Annotated in this window: 23 protein-coding genes; 17 read left to right on the forward strand and 6 right to left on the reverse strand. The window is 41.4% G+C overall.

From position 1 onward, the window contains the following. Nucleotides 1-96: 96 nt before the first annotated feature. The 5 genes from DK428_RS05425 to gltS all read left to right on the forward strand — a co-directional run bounded on the left by DK428_RS05425 (nucleotide 97) and on the right by gltS (nucleotide 3,885). Entirely contained in the window at nucleotides 97-765 is a 669-nt protein-coding gene (locus DK428_RS05425; protein WP_109064815.1) for an MOSC domain-containing protein, read from the forward strand. 2 nt (nucleotides 766-767) lie between these two features. Then, nucleotides 768-1,241, forward strand: a complete 474-nt coding sequence (locus DK428_RS05430; protein ID WP_109064816.1) for a YchJ family protein — start codon at nucleotides 768-770, stop codon at nucleotides 1,239-1,241. Then, the gene (locus tag DK428_RS05435; protein ID WP_109064817.1) at nucleotides 1,238-2,074 is read left to right on the forward strand and encodes a virulence factor BrkB family protein; all 837 of its coding nucleotides are present in this window, start codon (nucleotides 1,238-1,240) and stop codon (nucleotides 2,072-2,074) included. Before DK428_RS05430 ends, DK428_RS05435 begins: the two co-directional genes overlap by 4 nt. After that, nucleotides 2,071-2,505, forward strand: coding sequence for a D-aminoacyl-tRNA deacylase (gene dtd, locus DK428_RS05440; RefSeq protein ID WP_109064818.1), 435 nt, complete (start codon nucleotides 2,071-2,073; stop codon nucleotides 2,503-2,505). Before DK428_RS05435 ends, dtd begins: the two co-directional genes overlap by 4 nt. 171 nt (nucleotides 2,506-2,676) lie before the next feature. Beyond that, nucleotides 2,677-3,885, forward strand: coding sequence for a sodium/glutamate symporter (gltS, locus tag DK428_RS05445; protein ID WP_109064819.1), 1,209 nt, complete (start codon nucleotides 2,677-2,679; stop codon nucleotides 3,883-3,885). Nucleotides 3,886-3,961: 76 nt separating this feature from the next. Here the strand turns inward: gltS and cpxA are convergent, their stop codons facing one another. The 4 genes from cpxA to yejK form a co-directional block, all read right to left on the reverse strand. Continuing rightward, the gene (gene cpxA, locus DK428_RS05450) at nucleotides 3,962-5,350 is read right to left on the reverse strand and encodes an envelope stress sensor histidine kinase CpxA (RefSeq protein ID WP_109064820.1); all 1,389 of its coding nucleotides are present in this window, start codon (nucleotides 5,348-5,350) and stop codon (nucleotides 3,962-3,964) included. Between the two features lie 53 nt (nucleotides 5,351-5,403). After that, nucleotides 5,404-6,099 carry a response regulator gene (locus tag DK428_RS05455; RefSeq protein WP_109064821.1) on the reverse strand — a complete coding sequence of 232 codons (696 nt, stop codon included), beginning with the start codon at nucleotides 6,097-6,099 and terminating at the stop codon, nucleotides 5,404-5,406. A gap of 49 nt (nucleotides 6,100-6,148) precedes the next feature. Then, a complete protein-coding gene (bamE, locus tag DK428_RS05460; protein ID WP_109064822.1) occupies nucleotides 6,149-6,562 on the reverse strand; it encodes an outer membrane protein assembly factor BamE in 414 nt (137 codons plus the stop codon). 66 nt (nucleotides 6,563-6,628) lie between these two features. After that, nucleotides 6,629-7,651 (reverse strand): nucleoid-associated protein YejK, encoded by a 1,023-nt coding sequence (yejK, locus tag DK428_RS05465; protein ID WP_109064823.1) that lies wholly within the window; start codon nucleotides 7,649-7,651, stop codon nucleotides 6,629-6,631. A 125-nt stretch (nucleotides 7,652-7,776) separates the two neighbouring features. Here yejK and DK428_RS05470 point away from each other — a divergent pair, with 125 nt between their 5' ends. From DK428_RS05470 to DK428_RS05480, 3 genes are all read left to right on the forward strand, one after another. Continuing rightward, complete coding sequence (locus DK428_RS05470; RefSeq protein WP_005704386.1) at nucleotides 7,777-7,998, forward strand: YejL family protein; 222 nt, start codon at nucleotides 7,777-7,779, stop codon at nucleotides 7,996-7,998. A 6-nt stretch (nucleotides 7,999-8,004) separates the two neighbouring features. Further along, nucleotides 8,005-9,744 carry a DUF3413 domain-containing protein gene (locus DK428_RS05475; RefSeq protein WP_109064856.1) on the forward strand — a complete coding sequence of 580 codons (1,740 nt, stop codon included), beginning with the start codon at nucleotides 8,005-8,007 and terminating at the stop codon, nucleotides 9,742-9,744. A 255-nt stretch (nucleotides 9,745-9,999) separates the two neighbouring features. After that, a complete protein-coding gene (locus DK428_RS05480) occupies nucleotides 10,000-10,989 on the forward strand; it encodes an amidohydrolase family protein (RefSeq protein WP_109064824.1) in 990 nt (329 codons plus the stop codon). Between the two features lie 93 nt (nucleotides 10,990-11,082). Here DK428_RS05480 and mazG read toward each other — a convergent pair whose 3' ends face one another. Continuing rightward, the gene (gene mazG / locus DK428_RS05485; protein WP_109064825.1) at nucleotides 11,083-11,877 is read right to left on the reverse strand and encodes a nucleoside triphosphate pyrophosphohydrolase; all 795 of its coding nucleotides are present in this window, start codon (nucleotides 11,875-11,877) and stop codon (nucleotides 11,083-11,085) included. Nucleotides 11,878-12,070: 193 nt separating this feature from the next. Here mazG and uspA point away from each other — a divergent pair, with 193 nt between their 5' ends. From uspA to ruvX, 9 genes are all read left to right on the forward strand, one after another. Then, nucleotides 12,071-12,496: a universal stress protein UspA gene (gene uspA, locus DK428_RS05490; RefSeq protein WP_109064826.1), complete on the forward strand. Its 426-nt coding sequence runs from the start codon at nucleotides 12,071-12,073 to the stop codon at nucleotides 12,494-12,496. Between the two features lie 211 nt (nucleotides 12,497-12,707). Further along, nucleotides 12,708-15,332 carry an alanine--tRNA ligase gene (gene alaS, locus DK428_RS05495; protein ID WP_109064827.1) on the forward strand — a complete coding sequence of 875 codons (2,625 nt, stop codon included), beginning with the start codon at nucleotides 12,708-12,710 and terminating at the stop codon, nucleotides 15,330-15,332. Between the two features lie 141 nt (nucleotides 15,333-15,473). Beyond that, nucleotides 15,474-15,656: a carbon storage regulator CsrA gene (gene csrA / locus DK428_RS05500; protein ID WP_005702075.1), complete on the forward strand. Its 183-nt coding sequence runs from the start codon at nucleotides 15,474-15,476 to the stop codon at nucleotides 15,654-15,656. Nucleotides 15,657-15,691: 35 nt separating this feature from the next. After that, nucleotides 15,692-17,056, forward strand: a complete 1,365-nt coding sequence (locus DK428_RS05505) for a phosphohexomutase domain-containing protein (protein ID WP_109064828.1) — start codon at nucleotides 15,692-15,694, stop codon at nucleotides 17,054-17,056. Between the two features lie 72 nt (nucleotides 17,057-17,128). Then, nucleotides 17,129-18,016: a UTP--glucose-1-phosphate uridylyltransferase GalU gene (gene galU, locus DK428_RS05510; protein WP_109064829.1), complete on the forward strand. Its 888-nt coding sequence runs from the start codon at nucleotides 17,129-17,131 to the stop codon at nucleotides 18,014-18,016. 151 nt (nucleotides 18,017-18,167) lie between these two features. Then, on the forward strand, nucleotides 18,168-18,485 hold the full coding sequence (metJ, locus tag DK428_RS05515) for a met regulon transcriptional regulator MetJ (RefSeq protein ID WP_065295448.1): 318 nt from the start codon (nucleotides 18,168-18,170) through the stop codon (nucleotides 18,483-18,485). Between the two features lie 71 nt (nucleotides 18,486-18,556). Further along, on the forward strand, nucleotides 18,557-19,291 hold the full coding sequence (gene rsmE, locus DK428_RS05520; RefSeq protein WP_050692689.1) for a 16S rRNA (uracil(1498)-N(3))-methyltransferase: 735 nt from the start codon (nucleotides 18,557-18,559) through the stop codon (nucleotides 19,289-19,291). Nucleotides 19,292-19,298: 7 nt separating this feature from the next. Beyond that, a complete protein-coding gene (locus DK428_RS05525) occupies nucleotides 19,299-19,856 on the forward strand; it encodes a YqgE/AlgH family protein (protein WP_165819770.1) in 558 nt (185 codons plus the stop codon). Beyond that, complete coding sequence (gene ruvX / locus DK428_RS05530; RefSeq protein WP_050692688.1) at nucleotides 19,856-20,275, forward strand: Holliday junction resolvase RuvX; 420 nt, start codon at nucleotides 19,856-19,858, stop codon at nucleotides 20,273-20,275. The genes DK428_RS05525 and ruvX overlap by 1 nt, the downstream gene beginning before the upstream one ends. Before the next feature lie 100 nt (nucleotides 20,276-20,375). On the opposite strand, the gene eno is transcribed toward ruvX, so the two are convergent. After that, nucleotides 20,376-21,686 (reverse strand): phosphopyruvate hydratase, encoded by a 1,311-nt coding sequence (eno, locus tag DK428_RS05535; RefSeq protein WP_109064831.1) that lies wholly within the window; start codon nucleotides 21,684-21,686, stop codon nucleotides 20,376-20,378. Nucleotides 21,687-21,737 lie beyond the last annotated feature (51 nt).

Raw genomic sequence — 21,737 nt, forward strand, 5'->3', positions numbered from 1 at the left:
ATTTTCCGCATGATATTTAAAAATAGAAGTGCGGTCAAAAAATAAGTTGTTTTTACGGTATAATTCTGCAGATTTCAGATAATAACGAGGAAAATGATGGCAAATGCGGAAATTTTGATCATTAAGGTCGGGCAAGTGCAACAGCTGACTTTTGCTGACGGCTCAATATATGAAAGTGCTATTCGCAAGCAACCGGTAGATACGGTGAACATCCATGCGCTAGGGGCGGAAGGCAATGATGTGGGATTAAAAGCCCATCATGGCGGCGTGGATAAGGCGCTCTTTTTTATGTCGGAAGATTCTTTCCCGGCGTTAAATGCGTTATTGAATGAAAATTTTTCTTATCAGGGCACGGCGGTTTATGGTGAGAATTTTGTGGTTTCCGAGTTGAACGAAGATTCCGTATGTGTGGGAGACCGTTTTCAAATTGGTACTAGCGTGGTGGAAGTGTCACAGCCACGTAAGCCTTGTGAACGTTTATCGAAAAATACCGAAAATCAAAACACTCAACAGACCGTATATCGTTCCGGTTGGTCCGGCTGGTATGTGCGGGTGGTACAAGCGGGCGTCATTCATAAAGGCGATCAGCTCGTATTGTTAAGCCGTCCGCATCCTGAATTTACTATTCGTCATTTGAACCGTTTATTGTCGGCACCCAATCATGCAGACGAGCTTGAACAGGCCCTGGCGCTTGAGGTGTTGGCAGCAGCATTCAAGCGTTCGTTAAATGCACAACTGATGAAATTACAAGAAAAACAGAGTTAAAAATGACTGCACTTTTAGATTCAAATTGCCCTTGTCAATCGAATAAATCTTATGAGGATTGTTGTGGGCGTTTTCATACACATGCGCAATTCCCTGAAACCGCTGAGCAACTCATGCGTTCCCGCTATGCCGCTTATGTGCTGAAAAATGTGCCTTATATTGTGGAAACTACCGTGCCGAGCCAACAGGCGTTACTAAATGTACAAGCCATCCAAGCTTGGGCAGAAAATACCCAATGGCTTGGTTTGCAGATTTTAAAGACAGAGACGTTGACTAAGCTCCAAAGTGCGGTGGAATTTCACGCCGTTTTTCAAGGTGAGGAGGGGGAACAATCTCATCATGAACGTTCGATTTTTGTAAAAATTGATGGGCGTTGGTATTTTGTGGATCCAACGGTACCGTTGCCGACGATGAAACAACCTTGTGTGTGCGGTTCCGGCAAAAAATTTAAGTATTGTTGCGGAGGCTTTTTATGATTGAGTGGAAAACGTTTTGTACGATCTTTTGGCAGCGTTTTAATCAGAATAAATTAACCCAAGCCGCCGGTTATTTAACTTACAGCACCATGCTTGCCATTGTGCCGTTAATTATGGTGGTATTTTCCATTTTCTCGGCATTTCCGGTGTTTAACGAAGTGACCGGTGCGTTGAAAGAGTTCATTTTCACCAATTTTGCCCCGTCGGCGAGTGATGTAGTGGGGCAATATATCGATGAGTTTGTGAATAATTCCAAGCAAATGAGCGCGGTGGGGATTATCAGTTTGATTGTGGTAGCATTAATGTTGATTAATTCTATTGACCGTACGCTAAACAGCATTTGGCATGACACTAGCACTCGTCCGATTTTTACTTCTTTCGCCATTTATTGGCTCATTCTTACCTTAGGCCCGCTGTTAGTTGGCGCCAGTATTGCCGCCAGTGCCTATGTAAAAACCATGTTTGAAAATGCATCGGGATTTTCTTTTGGCTTGAAATTATTGAGCTTTGTGCCGTTTCTTTCGACGTGGTTTATCTTCACTGTGATTTATATGGTGGTGCCGAATAAAAAAGTCAGTATCAAACATTCTGCTGCCGGTGCGCTTATTGCTGCCGTGTTTTTCACGTTGGGTAAGCAAGCCTTTGCTTGGTATATCGTGACGTTCCCGTCTTATCAGTTAATTTATGGTGCGATGGCGACTCTGCCGATTATGTTGCTGTGGATTCAGTTAAGCTGGACGTTCGTGCTACTCGGCGCACAATTAGCAGCAGTGTTGGCGGAAGTGCGGTCGGAAAAAATGATGAATTTAGAACAAATAGAGGAAACAAAATGATCGCATTAATTCAACGTGTCTCCGGTGCGAAAGTAGAAGTTGGTGGTGAGGTTGTCGGACAAATCGGTAAGGGTTTGTTGGTGCTATTAGGTGTGGAAAAGGATGATGATTGCCAGAAGGCAGATAAGCTTGCGGAAAAGGTACTCAATTATCGTATTTTCAGCGATGAAGATGACAAAATGAATTTGAATGTGCAACAAATCGGCGGCGAAGTGTTGGTGGTGTCGCAGTTTACCTTAGCTGCGGATACGCAAAAAGGGCTACGTCCGAGTTTTTCTAAAGGCGCACCTCCTGCATTGGCCAATGCGCTTTATGATTACTTTGTACAAAAGTGCGGTGAGAAAATTAAGGTGGAAACGGGAAGATTTGCTGCAGATATGCAAGTAAGCTTAACCAATGACGGACCTGTCACATTTTGGTTAAATAATTAAGGTTTGACCTGTATTTTTATGTGTTTTTTTGTAGAAGTGGCTTTTATTTTCTGCTAAATTGAAAACCTTTCCGTGAATAATAAAAATTTTTTATTCTTCGCATAAGTTTTTCCTGGTGCTTTATATTTCAAGTAGTCATGGAAAAATTACCATCAAAAAAGAGGATATTCTATGAATTTTAATACCTATGAAACCCTCGCCCTAGCAGGTTTTGTTTTATTTTTGGGCTATTTCTTGGTTAAACGTATTGCCTTCTTAAAAAACTATAATATCCCCGAGCCGGTTGTGGGCGGTTTCTTAGTAGCAATTTTATTGACCGTTTTATATCAAGGTTGGGGCGTTTCTTTTACATTCGATGACAATTTGCGTTCTTCTATGATGTTAGTGTTCTTTTCATCTATTGGTTTGAGTGCTAACTTTGCCCGTTTAGTAAAAGGTGGCAAACCTCTGATTATTTTTGTTATTGCGGCGGGTATTCTGATTGCCCTGCAAAATGGTGTGGGGATTGGTGGATCCTTGTTGTTAGGTATTGACCCTGCCTATGGTTTAATTGCCGGTTCTGTGACGTTGACCGGTGGTCATGGTACTGGCGCGGCATGGGCTAAAGATTTAACCGAGGTCTTTGGTATTGAAGGCGCAACCGAGCTTGCAATGGCTTGTGCAACTTTCGGTTTGGTGTCCGGTGGTATTATTGGTGGCCCGGTAGCCCGTCATTTATTAAAGAAAATGGGGCGTGGCGAAAACCCGGAAAATGACGATGTGGATGATATACAAGAGGCTTTTGAACATCCTACCTATCAACGTAAGATCACAACCCGCTCTTTACTTGAAACCATTACAATGATGGCGTGCTGTTTACTCATTGGACAATTCTTAGATGCGCAAACTAAAGGTACCGTGTTTACTTTACCTACATTTGTATGGTGTTTATTTACCGGTGTAGTGATTCGTAACTCCTTAACTCATCTTTTCAAATTTAATGTTGCCGATTCTGCGATTGACGTGTTGGGTAACGTGGCGTTGTCCCTGTTCTTAGCTATCGCATTAATGTCATTAAAATTATGGCAATTAGCAGGTTTAGCATTGCCGGTGATGGTGATCCTAGCCGTTCAAGTGGCATTAATGGCCGCCTTTGCGATTTATGTGACTTATCGCATGATGGGTAGCGATTATGATGCGGTGGTGTTAAGTGCCGGCCACTGCGGTTTCGGTTTGGGTGCGACACCGACAGCGGTTGCCAATATGCAGGCGATTACCAGCCGTTTCGGACCGTCCCATAAAGCCTTCTTGATTGTACCGATGGTCGGGGCGTTCTTTATCGACTTAGTCAATGCCGCCTTGCTTAAAGTGTTTATGGAAGTTGTAAAATTCTTACATTAACCTTATAGGATAAGAAGAAACCCTATTGATGATTCAATAGGGTTTTTTGTTTGTTAGCGTTATTGTAATAGATGGATTATTTGGCAATCCAAAGCGGTAGGCGTAAAGTTACGGCTAATCCGCCTAAACTACTTTTTCCGGCCCATACTGCACCATGATGATCTTTAGCCGTATTTGCAACGATAGATAAACCTAAACCGGTGCCACCGGTTTCTCGAGTACGGGCTTCATCAACACGATAGAATGGTTTGAAGATTTTTTCGTATTCTTCTTCCGGTAAGCCGGCACCGTTATCTTCAATGCGTACGAAAAGATCATTTTCATGAATATAAATATGCATAACAATGGCTGATTTTGTATATTTCAACGCATTTCTAATGATATTTTCCACCGCACTTGCCAACAAACCGTGATTGCCGTTTAAGTAATATGTTTCAGGATGAACAATGGACTGGTCAACGGTAAAGTGAATGCATCGTTGTGCAGCTTCAAATTCCGCGTCATGTAAGATTTCAGTCCATAACACCGGGATTGGGAAAATGTCCTTTTCAAAATGACTGTGTAATTGCTGACGGGAGAGTTGTAATAGGTCATGAATCATTTTATCTAAACGTTGTGCTTCCGTATCAATTCGTTGGATTTCACTACTGTCGCCTAATTTACGGCGTAGCAGTGCCGTGGCTAATTGCAAGCGGGTAAGCGGAGTTCTCAGTTCATGCGAAATAGAGGATAGCAATGATTGCTGATTTAACAACACCTCTTCGAGAGACTGCATCATTCGATTGAAACTTTGCCCTACTTGGCGGAGTTCCAGTAATCCTTTTGTTTCCAGATCTTTATTAATCTTCAAGTTCCCAATGGCAACGGCATTTGCCGCCAGCTGTAAATTGCGAATTGGTTGCCCGATACTGCGCGATAGCCACCAGAGCAATGGCGTAGAAATTAAAACTACCAATACAATCAGAAATAATGGACGATCAAAAATATAATTTAAGATTTCTTTTTGAGCATTAATTTGATTAACGAAATATAAACTATAGGATTGATTATGTTCCGGATTTAAATAAAGTGAAAACGGCCCAACAATTTGAATGTTAGAATAGATTTTCTTTAATGGTTGGTCTAAAACCGCATTGTTAAAAATAAACTGACGCAACGATTTTTCTTCTTCCGGCAAAGCCCCTAGAACTTGCCCATTTGGCGCGATTAAAACCGGATGTGCGCTAAATCGGTCATTTGGGAGTACGGGCACGCCGGCTAAAATGCGTGAGATTTGGTTATTGCGGATAGAGGTAGCGATTTCTTTTTGATATTTTGCAACTTCATACTCTTTTAGGTTGGAGTAAATATGTGCGTCAAAATAGGGCAATAGGAAAATAAATATCAATAAAATAGAGAATGTTAACCAGAAGAAGGTGAATATTCGGATGGTTAATGAGTTAAAAATAAATTCTTTTCTGAACATGATTCTTAGGGATAAAAAAGGCTATATGGAATAGCCTTTAAGTTGTTAGTTTATTATTTTTCAGCAATTAATAGATAGCCTCGACCACGGAGTGTTTTAAACCATGGTAAGTCATCAGGCCGATTGGGTAATTTTTTCCGTAGGTTTGACATATGCATATCAATCGCACGATCAAATGGTGTTAGTGGTTTGCCCAGTACCTCTTGGCTTAATTCTTCACGGGTAAGAATTAGGCCCGGGTTTGTAATGAGCTTGAGCAATAAGGTAAATTCTGTACCGGTTAATTCAAGATCTTTTGAGCCGAATAAGGCTTGTTGGCGTCCCGGATAAAGCAAAATGCCGGCAAACTCAATTTTGTCCAAATCGACAGGATCTTTAACGCTATTTGTTTGTGCGGTACGCCTCAGAATTGCTTTTATGCGGGCGACTAATTCACGATCATTAAATGGTTTTGGCAAGTAATCATCGGCCCCCAATTCCAATCCTAAAATACGGTCAATATCATCACCGCGGGCGGTAAGCATCATAACCGGTGTAGAAAAATTCTTTCTGATTTGTTTTAAGGTTTCGATACCATTCAATACCGGCATCATGATATCTAACAATATTAGGTCGTAACTATGGTCAAGTAGTGCTAATGCTTCCTTACCATTGTTTGCTACATTAATTTCAAAGCCTTCTAAATCTAATAATTGGGCGAGTAGCTCGGTGAGTTCTGCGTCATCATCAACAAGTAAAATTTTAGCCATAAATTAAACCTTATGTGGGTTACAATCAATGAGATTGAAAACGGAATAGCTATTTCCAGAATTGCCACCAGCTTTTTGTTGGTGCGTCCGGTGCATTAATAATTGTATTGTTTACTTCAACCTGTTCTTCATTTGGTAACGGTTTATCTAAATCAAAGTTACTCACTGTGCCTTTTTGATCAAAGTTTACAACTAAAGTATGTTGCTCAGGCGCTTCATAGGCTTTTTGTTGTAAGAAAACATAGTACCAAGTGTTGTTACTGTATGGATCAACCAGAACAGGTGTTCCTAGTAGGTATTGGACTTGTTGGGCGGTCATACCGGTTTTTAGTTGTGCCACGGTGGAGGCTTGTAAGTAATTTCCTTGTGGTACATCAATACGATATACCACTTTGTTGATGCTGGAACAAGCGCTCACGCTCAATGCAAAAATTAATGTAGTTACAACAGATTTGAATTGCATTTTTTGCCTTTTATCCTCTGTAAATAATTGGAAATGATAATACCGAAAGTTTAATTAATTGCCAAATTAATTCTTTTCTTTTAGTTGGCGTTGTAATTGGTCACGTAGATTTGGTGGCAAGCCTTTGATGGTTAAGGTATCGGCGGCTTCATCCCAAAGAATGCGTTGATTTAGTAATTCAGCGTCAAAACTGATTGTTACCCCTTTACCTGAGCCGGAAAATTTGGTTAACGATTTAAGTGCGGTGCGAATTGGTGGAATACTATCTTCCAACCCATAGTTTTGCTCTTGTGTAAACGCGACAAAAGGTTGTTGGTTTAGAGTTGGTAACTCTTCGGAAAGTTCAGCCAGTTCAATTTCCTCACCGCTGCTCATTTGGCCTTTACAGTATTCGAACACTTGTTTTTTCACTGCTTGAGTTTGTTCCGGATTAAGTTCCCCTTGTACGCAGTAATCACTCACTGCTTGTAATAAGCATTGGTTTTGTACTTGTGGATTGAGCCCTTCTTCTGCGCCTAAGAAATCCATAAAAAAATCGGCGATCTTGCGTCCCACGCGACCTTTAATAAACGTGAGATAACGGTTGGAATTGGCATTGAGTTGTAAATCGGTCAGATTAATGCGGGCGGCCACATCAAATTGGGTAATATCCAAATATTCCGTGCGTTGAATTTCCAACTGATCGTTGACTAACATACTGATACGACTGTCTAACAGCGCAATAAACAAATAATCGGTAGCCAAGAAATTATATTGGCATAACACTAACGTACCGTTGTCGGCGAAGTTATATTTACTCAATTCGGCAATTAATAAGTGAGTTGCTTCGTGGCTGAATGGCAAAAAATCCACTTCATTTTCCAATAAACGGTTGAGATTTTGGGCAAATACAGAAGATTCTTGAAACACGCCATAAGCTTTGGCTTTATTTTGATAGCCTTGATGTAATTGCAACATCATTTGTTCCACTTCAGGAGTGATGGTTAATAATTGTTCGCGTAGTATGCAGCTTAATTGTGGGGGATTTTCGCCTTCCGGCTCGGCTTTAATAATTTGATGGAGAATAATTTGTTTGACTGTAATGCTCATAAAACCACCTTAAAAAATTTCCGCTATTATAACCGCACTTTTTAACAGAACTAACAAAATATGTTAGGATTAGCCCAATTATCGGTTAATATAGGCGACGTTTTACATTAGTTGGCTAATCAAACATGGCAATTCAATCAAAATATCAAGATAAACAAATAGATGCAATTCTAAACGACATGATCGCAGTGCTTGAAAAACACCAAGCACCATTGGATTTATCCTTAATCGTTTTAGGTAATATGACCACCAACTTGCTCACCGGTAATCTAGGTAAACAACAGCAAAAGGTGCTTGCTCAAGCCTTTTCAGAGGCGTTACTCAATTCCATTAATACAGCGAAATAATTGGCAATGTGGAAATTAAACAGCAGACAATATCGTGAAGAAACCTCACAGAAGATTTCGTGGGGGCACTGGTTTGCTTTTTTTAATATTCTTTGGGCGATTTTTATCGGTGCCCGCTATGCGTTTATTATTGACTGGCCGGATACGCTATTTGGCAAAATTTACTTTTTTATCAGCTTATTAGGGCACTTTAGTTTTATTGTATTCGCCTTTTATTTGTTGGTGATATTCCCCCTCAGTTTTATCGTTAAAAACCACCGCACTTTTCGCGGGCTCACTGTCATTCTTGCTACGATTGGTAACACGTTATTATTAGTCGATACGGAAGTTTTTGTGCGCTTTAACCTGCATTTATCTTCTCTCGTTTGGAATTTGTTGGTGAACCCGGAAAACGGTGAATTGTCACGCAACTGGCAAGCATTCTTTACACCGATGCCGTTGATTTTATTAGTGCAAATGTTGTTTTCCCGTTGGTCTTGGCAAAAGTTACGTAGCTTGGAGCGGCAAAAATGGTTAAGAGGGGTTGGTGTCTTTTTTGTTTGCACCTTCATTGCAACGCATTTGATTTACGCATGGGCGGATGCTTATTTATATCGTCCGATTACAATGCAACGTTCTAATTTTCCTCTGTCTCATCCGATGACAGCTCGTTCTTTCTTGGAAAAACATGGTTTCTTAGATAAGGAAGAGTATGCTCAGCGCTTAGCGCAGGAAGGGCGTTTGGATGCGTTAGCCATTGAATACCCGAAAAACCCATTGCTCTTTGAGACGCCAAAAGAAAAGACCAATGTGCTACTTATTACAGTTTCCGGCTTACGTTACGATGCCATTGATATGGAAAAAATGCTGAATTTAGCGGAATTTGCACAACGTTCCACTCAATTTACCAACCATTACAGCAGTGGAAATAATAATAATGCCGGCTTAGTTGGGTTATTTTACGGATTGAATGCCAGCTACACAGATAGCCTGCTCAGCAATAAAACCCCTTCCGTTTTGGTTGAACGTTTTGCACAACAACAATATGTGCAAGGCTTGTTTTCCGCTAAGAAATTTGATAGCGCTATTTTCCGTCGCGCTATTTATCCGAAAGCGAAATTAAGCGGTGATAATAGCAACCAAGCTGCGGTGCAGTCCTTTAAACGCTGGTTGGATTCCGCTAAAAAACAGGAAAAACCGTTTTGGGGTTATTTGAGTTTAAATATTGAACCAAATTTGACGCAAGATAAATATCAGCAACAGCTTGCTAAACTAGACGAACTCTTCGGACAACTCTTGCCGGAATTAGATTTGCCGAACACGATTGTGGTGATTACCGCAGAGCATGGGTATAGTTTCAAAACATTGACGGAAAAAGAAGAAATCAATGATTTCTCCCGTGATGAAGTGCAGGTACCGATGATTGTTCGTTGGCAAGGTTTACCGGCCACAAAAATTACTAAATTAACTGCGCATGTGGATTTATTGCCGGCATTGATGAAATACGTTTTCAACGTAAAAAATCCGATTGGTGATTATGCGCAAGGGCGTGATTTATTCGATTTGAAACAGGCAACGGATTGGGTCTTAGTCTCCAATTATCGTTGGAATGTGATTATTCAGCCGGACGGCACGCAATATCATATTGATACGCGCGGAAACTATCAAAAATATGACCGCACTTATCAGAAGATTTCATCGGAGAGACCGCCGTTAGGCTTATTCTTGGAAGTGTTCAATCAAGAGCGATCATTTTTAGAAAAATGATTAGAAATGTGCCTGACCAATAGTCAAAATCAATTATATTTTTGCATCGGTGAGTTTTATACTAGCGCACAATTTCATTAGGACAAATACGATGTTATTAATTAAAAATCTGCGAATTTTTTATAACATTATCTGTTATTTCAATGCACAGCCATTGATCGCCCGTCTATTTTCAATTAATACGAAATCCTCTGTTATGAGGATTTTTTTCTATTTGCTCCCTGCCTATCCTTTAAATTTACTTATGGAGTCACTATGACGAAAACTCACGTTCGTAGTTTTAAAACCTTTATTCGAGATGAAATTATTAAAAAAGGAGGCTGGGTGAATGCGCATGCGCATGCGGATCGAGCCTTTACCATGACGCCGGAAAAAATCGGCATTTATCAAAACTGTAATTTGCAACAAAAATGGGATTTGGTGGATGAGGTGAAGCGTACTTCTTCGGTGGATGACTACTATGCCCGTTTTTGCCAATCTATTGAATTGATGATTTCCCAAGGGGTGACGGCTTTCGGTACGTTTGTGGACATTGACCCGGTGTGTGAAGACCGAGCGATTATCGCCGCCCATAAGGCTCGTGAAGTCTATAAGCATGACATCGTATTGAAATTTGCTAACCAAACCTTAAAAGGCGTGATTGAGCCAACAGCGCGTAAATGGTTTGACATTGGTTCCGAGATGGTGGATATGATTGGTGGCTTACCATACCGTGATGAGTTGGATTATGGACGTGGTTTGGAAGCCATGGATATTTTATTGGATACCGCCAAATCACGCGGCATTATGTGTCATGTTCACGTGGATCAATTTAATTCACCGACAGAAATCGAAACGGAGCAGTTGTGTGACAAAACCATTGAACACGGTATGCAAGGACGCGTGGTCGCTATTCACGGCATCTCCATTGGATCGCATTCCAAAGAATATCGTTATCGTCTCTATGAAAAAATGCGCCAAGCACAAATGATGATGATTGCTTGCCCGATGGCATGGATTGACAGTAATCGTAAGGAAGAACTCATGCCGTTCCATAATGCGTTAACACCGGCTGATGAAATGATTCCGGAAGGGATTACGGTGGCGATTGGTACGGATAATATTTGTGACTACATGGTGCCGTTGTGCGAAGGGGATATGTGGCAGGAGTTGAGCTTATTGGCCGCCGGTTGTCGTTTCCCGGACTTAGACGCCATGGTGAATATCGCCAGTATCAACGGCCGTAAAGTATTAGGCATTGATTAATCGAAATAAAATACCGAGCCATAATGCTCGGTATTTTGTTTTTAAAGTGCGGTTGTTTTTTTAAATGTTTTTTATCTAAAAGTGCGGTGGATTTTAACGACGTTTTTCTTCCTGTTTTACTTCATCCCACAATACATCCATTTCCATTAACGATGCTTCCGCAAGCGTACGGTTTTGTTCGTTAAGTTTGTCTTCAACTTTACGGAAACGTTGTTCAAATTTTTGATTGGCTTTGCGTAAACTCTCTTCGGCCTGACATTTTAAATGGCGACTTAAATTGACCATCGCAAACAATGCATCTCCTACTTCTTCTTCAATTTTCGTTTGATCTTGTGGGCAACGTTCCATTTCCTGTTTAACTTCACGCAGTTCTTCTTCCACTTTGGCAAAGACCGGCGAAATATCCTGCCAATCAAACCCGATTTTGGAACAACGTTTTTGTAGTTTTTCCGCGCGCATTAAGGCCGGGAAAGCACGCGGAATATTATGTAAAATAGAGATATGACCTTGATGTTGATGCTCCAATGCCTTCATCGCATTCCAATTTTGCAAGGCTTCCTGTTCATTATTCGCTTGCTTATCACCGAAAACATGAGGATGGCGGCGCACGATTTTTTCTGCAACGTCCTGTACAACCTCATCGAACGTAAATTTATTTTCTTCTGCCGCCAGCTGGCTGAGAAATACCACTTGTAATAATAGGTCACCCAGTTCTTCTTTCAGGTTGTTCACATCGTTTTGCTCAATGGCATCGATGACTTCATAGGTTTCTTCTTTTAAACAAGGGATCATCGATACATAAGTTTGCTTGATATCCCACGGGCAGCCGTTCACGGGATCTCGTAATTGTGCGATTAATTGTACAAAATCATGGATGGAATAAGTCATATTGCGCTCGATTTTTTTAGAAAAACAGTGAGAGAAAGGAGATAAAATCATAGCACAAAAAACGGCTGGGATCTTTTTCTAATTAGAAATCAATGTTTTTCTCAAAATGTGATCCAGTCCATATTTTTTCTTACACACTAGTGCTACTATACTCACGAGGAAAATTAACCCTGCTCATGGTAAGGAGTCGATTATGTACAAACACGTATTAGTTGCAGTAGATCTTTCAGAAGAAAGTCCATTCCTGTTGAAAAAAGCGGTCGGCGTTGCCAAACGTCATGATGCGAAGTTATCCATCATTCATGTTGACGTTAACTTTTCGGATCTTTATACAGGACTGATTGATGTAAATATGGTGTCTATGCAAGATCGTATTTCCAGCGAAACGCAACAGGCCTTGTTGCAGTTATCCGAACAAGCCGGCTACCCGATTAGCGAAAAACTCAGTGGTAGTGGGGATTTGGGGCAAGTGTTAATAGATGCTATCGAACAATACGATGTGGATTTGTTAGTTACCGGTCATCACCAAGATTTTTGGAGTAAATTGATGTCTTCTACCCGTCAAGTGATGAATTCAATTACGATTGATATGTTGGTTATTCCTCTTCGTGATGAATAAAAACGGTAGTCGGCCGTAAAATAAGACAAAAAACCAACCGCACTTTCACGAGTTCTGAATGTAAGTGCGGTTTTTTATTTTTTTCTATTGCTCGGGAAATAAAACATTATAGATAAAAAGGTTTTCTATAAATGAGAAAAATGTGCAACAATACGGAATTACTCAATTTATTTTGTCATTTTAGATAGTTAAAAGAAAGCAAGGCTTGTAAATGAAAACAACAGCACAAATTCGACAATCTTATCTTGATTTTTTCCATAGTAAGGGACATCAAGTTGTAGCAAGTAGTTCTTTGGTTCCGGAGAATGATCCGACATTATTATTCACCAATGCCGGAATGAACCAGTTTAAAGATGTATTTTTAGGGTTGGAAAAACGCCCTTATAGCCGTGCTACCACCGCACAACGTTGTGTGCGTGCAGGCGGAAAGCATAACGATTTGGAAAATGTGGGTTACACGGCCAGACACCACACCTTCTTTGAAATGTTGGGGAACTTCAGTTTCGGCGATTATTTTAAACATGATGCCATTCATTATGGTTGGGAGTTTTTGACATCTCCGCAATGGTTAGGGTTACCAAAAGAAAAATTATGGGTAACCGTATATGAAACTGATGATGAAGCCTACAAGATTTGGCACGAGGAAATCGGTATTCCGGCAGAACGTATTATTCGTATCGGTGATAACAAAGGCGCGCCTTATGCTTCCGATAACTTTTGGCAAATGGGTGACACTGGTCCATGTGGACCTTGTACCGAAATTTTCTACGATCATGGCGATCACATTTGGGGTGGCCCGCCGGGATCACCTGAAGAAGATGGCGATCGTTATATTGAGATCTGGAATATTGTATTCATGCAATTTAATCGCCATGCTGACGGCACAATGGAAAAATTACCAAAACCGTCCGTTGATACAGGCATGGGATTGGAGCGAATTAGCGCAGTGCTACAACACGTTAATTCCAACTATGACATTGATATTTTCAAAGCGTTAATTGTTAAAGCCGCAGAATTAACCGGTGAGAAAGATTTAAACAATAAATCTTTGCGTGTTATTGCCGACCACATTCGCTCTTGTGCTTATTTAATCGCCGATGGTGTGGTGCCGTCCAATGAAGGTCGTGGCTATGTGCTTCGTCGTATTATTCGTCGTGCAGTACGTCACGGACACTTGCTCGGCGCAACGGAAGCCTTCTTCTATAAATTAGTACCAACGTTAATTGAGGTGATGGCACAGGCCGGCGAAGAGGTGAAAAAACATCAAGCGACAGTGGAAAAATTCTTGCGCTTGGAAGAAGAGCAGTTTGCTCGCACGTTAGAGCGCGGTCTAACCTTATTAGACGAAGCTTTGGCTAACGTAAAAGACAATGTATTATCCGGTGAGGTTGCGTTCAAGTTGTACGACACTTATGGTTTCCCGCTAGATTTAACCGCCGATGTCTGTCGTGAACGTGACATTGCGATTGATGAGGTCGGGTTTGAACGCGAAATGGCTGCACAACGCGTGCGTGCCCAATCTGCCAGTCAGTTCGGTGTGGACTACAATAATGTGATTCGTGTTGACGGTACGACACGATTTGAAGGTTATACCGAATCCGAATCGTTGGCAAAAGTGACCGCACTTTTCCATGATGACAAAGCAGTAGAGTCTATTACGGCCGGTCAAAGTGCAGTGGTTATTTTAGAAAATACGCCATTCTATGCGGAATCCGGTGGTCAAATCGGCGATATTGGACGCTTAGAAGGTAATGGTTTTATTTTTGACGTAAAAGACACCCAAAAATATGGTCAGGTTTTCGGCCACATTGGTGAACTCACACAAGGGAGTTTATCTGTTGGGCAGTCGGTGAATGCAGTGGTTGACGATGTTCGCCGTCAACAAATTTCTTTAAATCACTCTGCAACCCATTTGTTGCACGCCGCTTTACGTCAGGTATTAGGTGAACATGTCGCACAAAAAGGCTCCCTTGTTTCCGATGCGTTGTTACGTTTTGACTTTGCCCACCATGAGGCAATTCGCGAAGAACAGTTGGCTGAAGTTGAGCGTATCGTAAACCAACAAGTGCGAGCAAATAATCCGATTCAAACCGAGGTTATGGCGCTAGATGCAGCAAAAGCAAAAGGCGCGATGGCATTATTCGGAGAGAAATATTCCGAGCAGGTGCGTGTTTTAACAATGGGTGATTTTTCCGTTGAGTTATGCGGCGGTATCCATGCGAAACGCACTGGGGATATCGGGTTATTTAAAATTGTTACGGAAACCGCTGTGGCAGCAGGTATTCGTCGAATTGAAGCAATTACCGGCGAAACTGCGATTGAATGGCTACAACACCAACAAACTTTATTAAATCAAAGCGCCGATTTACTGAAATCCGATGTGAATTCCATTACGGATAAGATTTCTCTGTTGCAAGATAAATTTAAGAAAGTTGAAAAAGAGTTACAAACATTAAAAGAAAAAGCCGCATTGCAAGCCGGTAACGACTTGGCGCAAAGTGCGGTGAAAATTCATGGTGTTTCTGTGATTATGCAACAACTTGACGGTATTGAAGCGAAGTCTTTGCGTTCAATGGTAGATAGCTTGAAAAATCAATTAGGTTCGGCCGTTGTGGTGTTTGCTTCCGTGTTAGATGAAAAAGTTAACTTAATTGTTGGCGTAACCGATGATCTAACCGCGAAAGTCAAAGCCGGTGAACTGGTGAATTTGATGGCACAACAAGTTGGCGGTAAAGGCGGTGGCCGTCCGGATATGGCGATGGCGGGCGGTACTCAACCGGAAAATATAGGCAAGGCATTGTCAGTTTGCTCTGATTGGTTGAAAGCAAACTTATAATCCTGTCTTTGGTTAAATGTAATGTTTTTGCGCTTGTGGTTCCGTAAGCGCAAAAGTAGAAGGTATTGTTTAATGTTTGATAGGGATGTTGGAAGCAAAATAGGGAAGTTTTATAAATAAACTACAAGGTGAGGAGTTTATATGCTGATCTTAACCCGTAAAGTTGGCGAAAGCTTGCTCATTGGCGATGATGTTTCTATCACGATTCTGAATATACGAGGCAACCAAGTTAAAATCGGTGTCCAAGCACCCAAGGATGTTTCTGTTCATAGAGAAGAAATTTACCAACGTATTCATCAAGCAAAGGATGAACAGAAGGCGTAGCAAATTTTATTTTATGATCATTAGATGGAGAAGTTATGAGTAAATTGACTTGCTTTAAAGCTTACGATATCCGTGGCCGTTTAGGCGAAGAGTTAAACGTGGATATTGTCTATCGTATAGGTCGTGCATTTGGGCAATTTTTGAAGCCCAAAACAATTGTCGTTGGTGGCGATGTTCGCTTAACGAGTAAAGAACTAAAAAGCGCGGTAACAAATGGACTATTGGATTCCGGTGTTAATGTAATTGATTTAGGAGAAACGGGGACAGAGGAAGTCTATTTTGCTACTTCATTTTTGAAGGCTGATGGTGGTATTGAAGTCACTGCAAGCCATAATCCGATGGACTATAACGGACTGAAGTTGGTTCGGGAAGATTCCCGCCCGATTAGCGCGGATACCGGATTAGCGGATATTCAACGGTTGGCGGAAGAAAATAATTTTCCGCCGGTCACTCAGCGTGGCGAATATAAACAGCTTTCAGTCTTGGGAGATTATGTAGAGCATTTATTGTCCTATATTAATCTTGAACAACTAAAACCGTTAAAATTGGTGATTAATTCCGGCAATGGCGCGGCAGGGCATGTCATTGATGCCATTGAAGCGCAGTTCAAAGCAAAACATGTGCCGATTGAATTTATTAAAGTACATAACAATCCGGATGGTACCTTCCCTCATGGTATTCCTAATCCGTTATTGCATGAGAATCGTCAAGATACTATTGATGCGGTGCTCGCGAATAAAGCGGATATGGGGATTGCCTTTGATGGTGATTTCGATCGCTGTTTCTTGTTTGATGAACACGCGAATTTCATTGAAGGGTATTATATCGTTGGATTACTAAGCCAAGCCTTCTTGCAAAAGAATAAAGGTGCCAAAATCATTTATGATCCGCGCTTGATCTGGAACACTATTAAATTAGTGGAAGAAAATGGCGGTGAGGCCGTGATGTCGAAATCCGGTCATTCCTTTATTAAAGAAAAAATGCGTGCAGTGGACGCCATCTATGGTGGCGAAATGAGTGCGCACCATTATTTCCGTGATTTCTTCTATTGTGATAGCGGCATGATTCCGTGGCTATTGATTGTAGAACTGGTTTCTACCACCGGTAAGTCCTTAGGTGAATTGGTTAACAATAGCGTTAATACTTTCCCATCACCGGGAGAAATTAATAGTAAGTTATCCGATGCTAAGGCTGCCATTGCCCGAGTAAGAGCCGCGTATGAAAAAGATGCCGTGAGCGTGGATGAGATTGATGGTATCAGTATTGAATATCCGAATTGGCGTTTTAACTTGCGTTCTTCTAATACCGAGCCGGTAGTGCGTTTAAATTTAGAAACGCGCGGCGATAAAAAACTCATGACCGAGAAAACCGAAGAAATTTTGGCTTTGCTTCGTCAATAAAAAACACATCGGAAACTAACCGCACTTTTCTTTGTCTGAAAAGTGCGGTCTTTTTATATAAGGAAAAAATAAATGAAAGCGATTATTCCTGTTGCGGGCTTAGGTACGCGTATGTTGCCTGCAACTAAAGCAATTCCAAAAGAGATGTTAACGTTAGTGGATAAACCGCTCATTCAATATGTGGTAAATGAATGTGTTGCAGCGGGCATTAAAGAAATTGTGTTGGTGACCCATTCTTCTAAAAATGCCATTGAAAACCATTTTGATACTTCTTTTGAGTTGGAAACCATGTTAGAAAAACGCGTTAAGCGTCAGCTCTTAGAAGAAGTTCGTTCTATTGTGCCGAAAAACGTAACGATTATGCATGTTCGCCAAGGCAATGCGAAAGGTTTGGGACACGCAGTATTGTGTGGTCGCCCGTTGGTAGGCAATGAACCTTTTGCCGTAGTATTGCCGGATGTGTTACTGGCCGAATTTTCTGCCAATCAGAAAAAAGAAAATTTATCAGCCATGTTAAAACGCTTTAAGCAGACTCAGGCTAGTCAAATCATGGTGAGTCCGGTTAAACCTGAAGAAGTTAGCAGTTATGGTATTGCCGATTGTGGTGGTGTTGAAATTCCTCCGGGTGAAAGTGCTAAAATTGATAGCATTGTCGAAAAACCAAGTATAGACGAAGCGCCGTCTAATTTGGCAGTGGTTGGTCGTTATGTGTTCTCTGCGGCGATTTGGGATTTATTGGAAAAAACCCCGGTTGGTGTGGGCGATGAAATTCAGTTGACTGATGCTATTGATATGCTTATTGACAAGGAAACCGTGGAGGCATTCCACATGACGGGTGTTTCTTACGATTGCGGCGATAAAATCGGTTATATGAAAGCTTTTGTTGAATACGGTTTGCACCATAATAAACTTTCCGGTGAATTCAAATCTTACTTAAAAGATTTAGTAAAAACGTTTTAATTCTATTAAATAAAAAGGCATCGATGAGATGCCTTTCTTTTTCCCTAATTTTAAGAATAGAAATCTAGCAGTCTTCACGGCTAGATTGTTATTTTTATTATTTTTTATTAGAATATTGAGACAATTAATAAGGTTATTTCAGGGATCAGTTATGGCGAATTGGAACGGACAATACATAAGTCCTTATGCGGAACATGGCAAAAAAAGCGAACAAGTGAAAAAAATTACGGTATCTATTCCGATTAAAGTGCTTGAGATTTTGACCAATGAACGCACCCGTCGTCAAATTCGTAATTTACGCCACGCGACTAACAGTGAATTGCTATGTGAGGCCTTTTTGCATGCATTTACCGGTCAACCTTTGCCGACAGATGAGGATTTGCTAAAAGAGCGCAGTGATGAAATCCCTGAAGAAGCGAAACTGATCATGCGTGAATTAGGTATCGATCCGGCTAAATGGGAATATTAATTGCTCATTTCTCTCTTTGCCCTCTTCTTTTCTGTTATGATAGGACTATGATTTTTAGTTAATGTTCTATTATGCGAGTACCTAGAATTTATCATCCCACTGCGTTGAATCACCTCACTTTTTGCACCTTGTCCGAAGACGGTGCCAACCATGTGGGACGTGTTTTACGTATGCAGCCTGGCGAACACCTTGAACTTTTTGACGGTAGTAACCATATATACCAAGCTGTTATTACTCAGGTAGGTAAAAAATCCGTTGATGTCGAGATTTTAAGCCAACAGTTTGACGATAGAGAAAGCCCGTTGTCAATTCATCTTGGCCAAGTTATTTCTCGCGGCGAGCGCATGGAATTTACCATTCAAAAATCCGTCGAATTAGGCGTGAATGTAATTACACCGCTGTGGTCGGAACGCTGTGGTGTGAAGTTAGATAGCGATCGCATGGAGAAAAAAATCCAACAATGGCAAAAAATCGCCATTGCCGCTTGTGAGCAATGTGGGCGAAATAAAATTCCGGAAATTCGCCCGTTAATGAAGTTACAACAATGGTGTGCTGAGCAGGATGACACACTAAAATTGAATTTACATCCGAGGGCAACTCATTCCATTCGTACGTTACCGGCTATTCCGGCCGCCGGCGTGCGCTTATTAATTGGTTCTGAAGGTGGTTTATCGCCACAAGAAATCGCACAAACCGAGCAACAAGGGTTTGTGGAAGTCTTATTAGGAAAACGTGTATTACGAACTGAAACGGCAGCAATGGCGGCAATAACCGCATTACAAGTCTGTTTTGGTGATTTGGGGTAAAATTATGATGGATTTACAAGATCATCTATTAATTGCCATGCCAAATTTAGATGACGGTTATTTTTATCGGACGGTCATTTATATTTGTGAGCATAACGAAAAAGGGTCTATGGGATTGGTCATCAACCAACCAACGGATTTGAGCATTGCGGAGCTAGGCGCCAAAATGAATTTTATGATGGTAACCGACCGCACTTATAACGACAAACTGGTGCTTGCCGGTGGGCCGGTGAATATCGATCGCGGTTTTATTTTGCACACCAACACCCCAAATACCTTTGATCATAGTTATAAAGTGAATGACAATCTCGTTTTGACAACTTCTGCTGACGTGGTAGATACCTTCGGTACCATGGGGGAACCGGAGAAATATTTGGTTACCTTAGGTTGTGCTAGTTGGGAGCCGAATCAGTTAGAGCAAGAGATTGTTCACGATTCTTGGCTAGTTGTGCCGGCGACGGAGCAAATTCTGTTTGATTTGCCATACGATCAGCGTTGGTTCGCAGCCAATCAGTTGCTTGGCATTGATGGGCATAACTTTGTTGGTCAAGTTGGGCATTGTTAATGGGCATTACCGTTTTGGCGTTTGATTTCGGTACAAAAAGCATTGGCTGTGCGGTTGGTCAAAGCATCACCGGCACGGCGCAGTCTTTGCCGGCATTTAAAGCGCAAGATGGCATTCCCAATTGGGACGCCATTGGCAAAACCATTAAAGAATGGCAACCGGCTCGAATTGTCGTTGGTTTGCCACTGAATATGGATGGCACCGAACAAGAGCTGACCTTACGCGCCAAAAAATTCGCCAATCGCCTACATGGGCGCTTTAACTTGCCGGTGGAGTTACAAGATGAGCGCCTCACGACCACAGAAGCACGCAGTGAAATTTTCAGTCGTGGCGGTTATCGTGCCTTAAATAAAAGCAAAGTGGACGGCATTTCTGCTTGTTTAATATTGGAAAGTTGGTTTGAGCAATACGGCGAGTAAATTGCTTTAAAAAACACATAAAAAATCACCGCACTTTTTATCTTTCAACAAAAAGTGCGGTATTTTTTTAGCTTGTTTTAATCACGCGGATGGTTATTAATTAAGCTTGACCTTTAACCGCTTTTAAACCAGGAAATGCAGCTGGGGTGCCGGCGCGTTCTAATGCTTCTTCGATACGGATTAATTGGTTGTATTTCGCAATACGGTCAGAACGGCTCATAGAACCGGTTTTGATTTGACCTGCTGCTGTACCAACCGCTAAATCTGCGATGGTTGCATCTTCGGTTTCACCGGAACGGTGAGAGATTACTGCGGTATAGCCTGCATCTTTCGCCATTTTAATCGCAGCCAAGGTTTCGGTTAAAGAACCGATTTGGTTGAATTTGATTAAGATAGAGTTTGCGATACCTTTTTCGATACCTTCTTTTAAAATTTTAGTGTTAGTTACGAATAAGTCGTCGCCCACTAATTGAACGCGGTCGCCTAACACTTTAGTTTGATATGCAAAACCTTCCCAGTCTGATTCATCTTGACCGTCTTCGATAGACACGATTGGGTATTGTTTGGTTAATTCTTCAAGATAGTGTGTGAATTCTTGAGAAGTGAATGAACGGCCTTCGCCTTTCATTTCGTATTTGCCGGTTTCTTTGTTGTAGAACTCGGAAGATGCGCAGTCCATGGCTAAAGTCACGTCTTTACCTAACACATAACCTGCTTTTTCTACTGCTTCTTTGATACATGCTAAAGCGTCAGCGTTAGAGGCTAAGTTTGGTGCGAAACCACCTTCGTCACCTACAGCTGTGCTCATACCTTTAGATTTTAATACTTTCGCAAGGTTGTGGAACACTTCCGCACCGATACGAAGTGCTTCACGTAATGTTTTCGCACCAACCGGTTGGATCATGAACTCTTGGATATCAACGTTGTTATCGGCGTGCTCACCACCGTTGATGATGTTCATCATTGGTAATGGCATAGAGTAAACGCCTGGCGTGCCGTTAAGTTCAGCGATGTAAGCGTAAAGTGGTAAACTTTTAGATGCTGCTGCAGCTTTTGCGTTTGCTAAAGATACCGCTAAGATTGCGTTTGCACCGAAGTTAGATTTGTTGTCTGTGCCGTCTAAATCGATCATGATTTGGTCGATTTCAGCTTGGTTAGAGGCATCTTTGCCAAGAATTGCTTCAGCAATTGGGCCATTTACTGCGGCAACAGCTTTTAATACGCCTTTACCTAAGAAACGAGATTTGTCGCCGTCACGTAATTCTAATGCTTCGCGAGAACCGGTAGATGCGCCTGAAGGTGCGGCTGCAAGGCCAACGAAACCGCCTTCTAAATGAACTTCGGCTTCAACTGTTGGGTTACCACGAGAGTCGATAATTTCGCGACCAATGACTTTAACGATTTTTGCCATTTTATTTTCCTCATTAAGTTAATCAAAACGGGTTAGACTGTAAAATGCTCG

Source organism: Aggregatibacter kilianii, from assembly GCF_003130255.1.
GTDB lineage: Bacteria > Pseudomonadota > Gammaproteobacteria > Enterobacterales > Pasteurellaceae > Aggregatibacter > Aggregatibacter kilianii.

Coding starts and splice junctions, on each gene's coding strand:
- DK428_RS05425 (WP_109064815.1), top strand. CDS start 97: ATGGCAAATGCGGAAATTTTGATCATTAAGGTCGGGCAAGTGCAACAG.
- DK428_RS05430 (WP_109064816.1), top strand. CDS start 768: ATGACTGCACTTTTAGATTCAAATTGCCCTTGTCAATCGAATAAATCT.
- DK428_RS05435 (WP_109064817.1), top strand. CDS start 1,238: ATGATTGAGTGGAAAACGTTTTGTACGATCTTTTGGCAGCGTTTTAAT.
- dtd (WP_109064818.1), top strand. CDS start 2,071: ATGATCGCATTAATTCAACGTGTCTCCGGTGCGAAAGTAGAAGTTGGT.
- gltS (WP_109064819.1), top strand. CDS start 2,677: ATGAATTTTAATACCTATGAAACCCTCGCCCTAGCAGGTTTTGTTTTA.
- cpxA (WP_109064820.1), bottom strand. CDS start 5,350: ATGTTCAGAAAAGAATTTATTTTTAACTCATTAACCATCCGAATATTC.
- DK428_RS05455 (WP_109064821.1), bottom strand. CDS start 6,099: ATGGCTAAAATTTTACTTGTTGATGATGACGCAGAACTCACCGAGCTA.
- bamE (WP_109064822.1), bottom strand. CDS start 6,562: ATGCAATTCAAATCTGTTGTAACTACATTAATTTTTGCATTGAGCGTG.
- yejK (WP_109064823.1), bottom strand. CDS start 7,651: ATGAGCATTACAGTCAAACAAATTATTCTCCATCAAATTATTAAAGCC.
- DK428_RS05470 (WP_005704386.1), top strand. CDS start 7,777: ATGGCAATTCAATCAAAATATCAAGATAAACAAATAGATGCAATTCTA.
- DK428_RS05475 (WP_109064856.1), top strand. CDS start 8,005: ATGTGGAAATTAAACAGCAGACAATATCGTGAAGAAACCTCACAGAAG.
- DK428_RS05480 (WP_109064824.1), top strand. CDS start 10,000: ATGACGAAAACTCACGTTCGTAGTTTTAAAACCTTTATTCGAGATGAA.
- mazG (WP_109064825.1), bottom strand. CDS start 11,877: ATGACTTATTCCATCCATGATTTTGTACAATTAATCGCACAATTACGA.
- uspA (WP_109064826.1), top strand. CDS start 12,071: ATGTACAAACACGTATTAGTTGCAGTAGATCTTTCAGAAGAAAGTCCA.
- alaS (WP_109064827.1), top strand. CDS start 12,708: ATGAAAACAACAGCACAAATTCGACAATCTTATCTTGATTTTTTCCAT.
- csrA (WP_005702075.1), top strand. CDS start 15,474: ATGCTGATCTTAACCCGTAAAGTTGGCGAAAGCTTGCTCATTGGCGAT.
- DK428_RS05505 (WP_109064828.1), top strand. CDS start 15,692: ATGAGTAAATTGACTTGCTTTAAAGCTTACGATATCCGTGGCCGTTTA.
- galU (WP_109064829.1), top strand. CDS start 17,129: ATGAAAGCGATTATTCCTGTTGCGGGCTTAGGTACGCGTATGTTGCCT.
- metJ (WP_065295448.1), top strand. CDS start 18,168: ATGGCGAATTGGAACGGACAATACATAAGTCCTTATGCGGAACATGGC.
- rsmE (WP_050692689.1), top strand. CDS start 18,557: ATGCGAGTACCTAGAATTTATCATCCCACTGCGTTGAATCACCTCACT.
- DK428_RS05525 (WP_165819770.1), top strand. CDS start 19,299: ATGGATTTACAAGATCATCTATTAATTGCCATGCCAAATTTAGATGAC.
- ruvX (WP_050692688.1), top strand. CDS start 19,856: ATGGGCATTACCGTTTTGGCGTTTGATTTCGGTACAAAAAGCATTGGC.
- eno (WP_109064831.1), bottom strand. CDS start 21,686: ATGGCAAAAATCGTTAAAGTCATTGGTCGCGAAATTATCGACTCTCGT.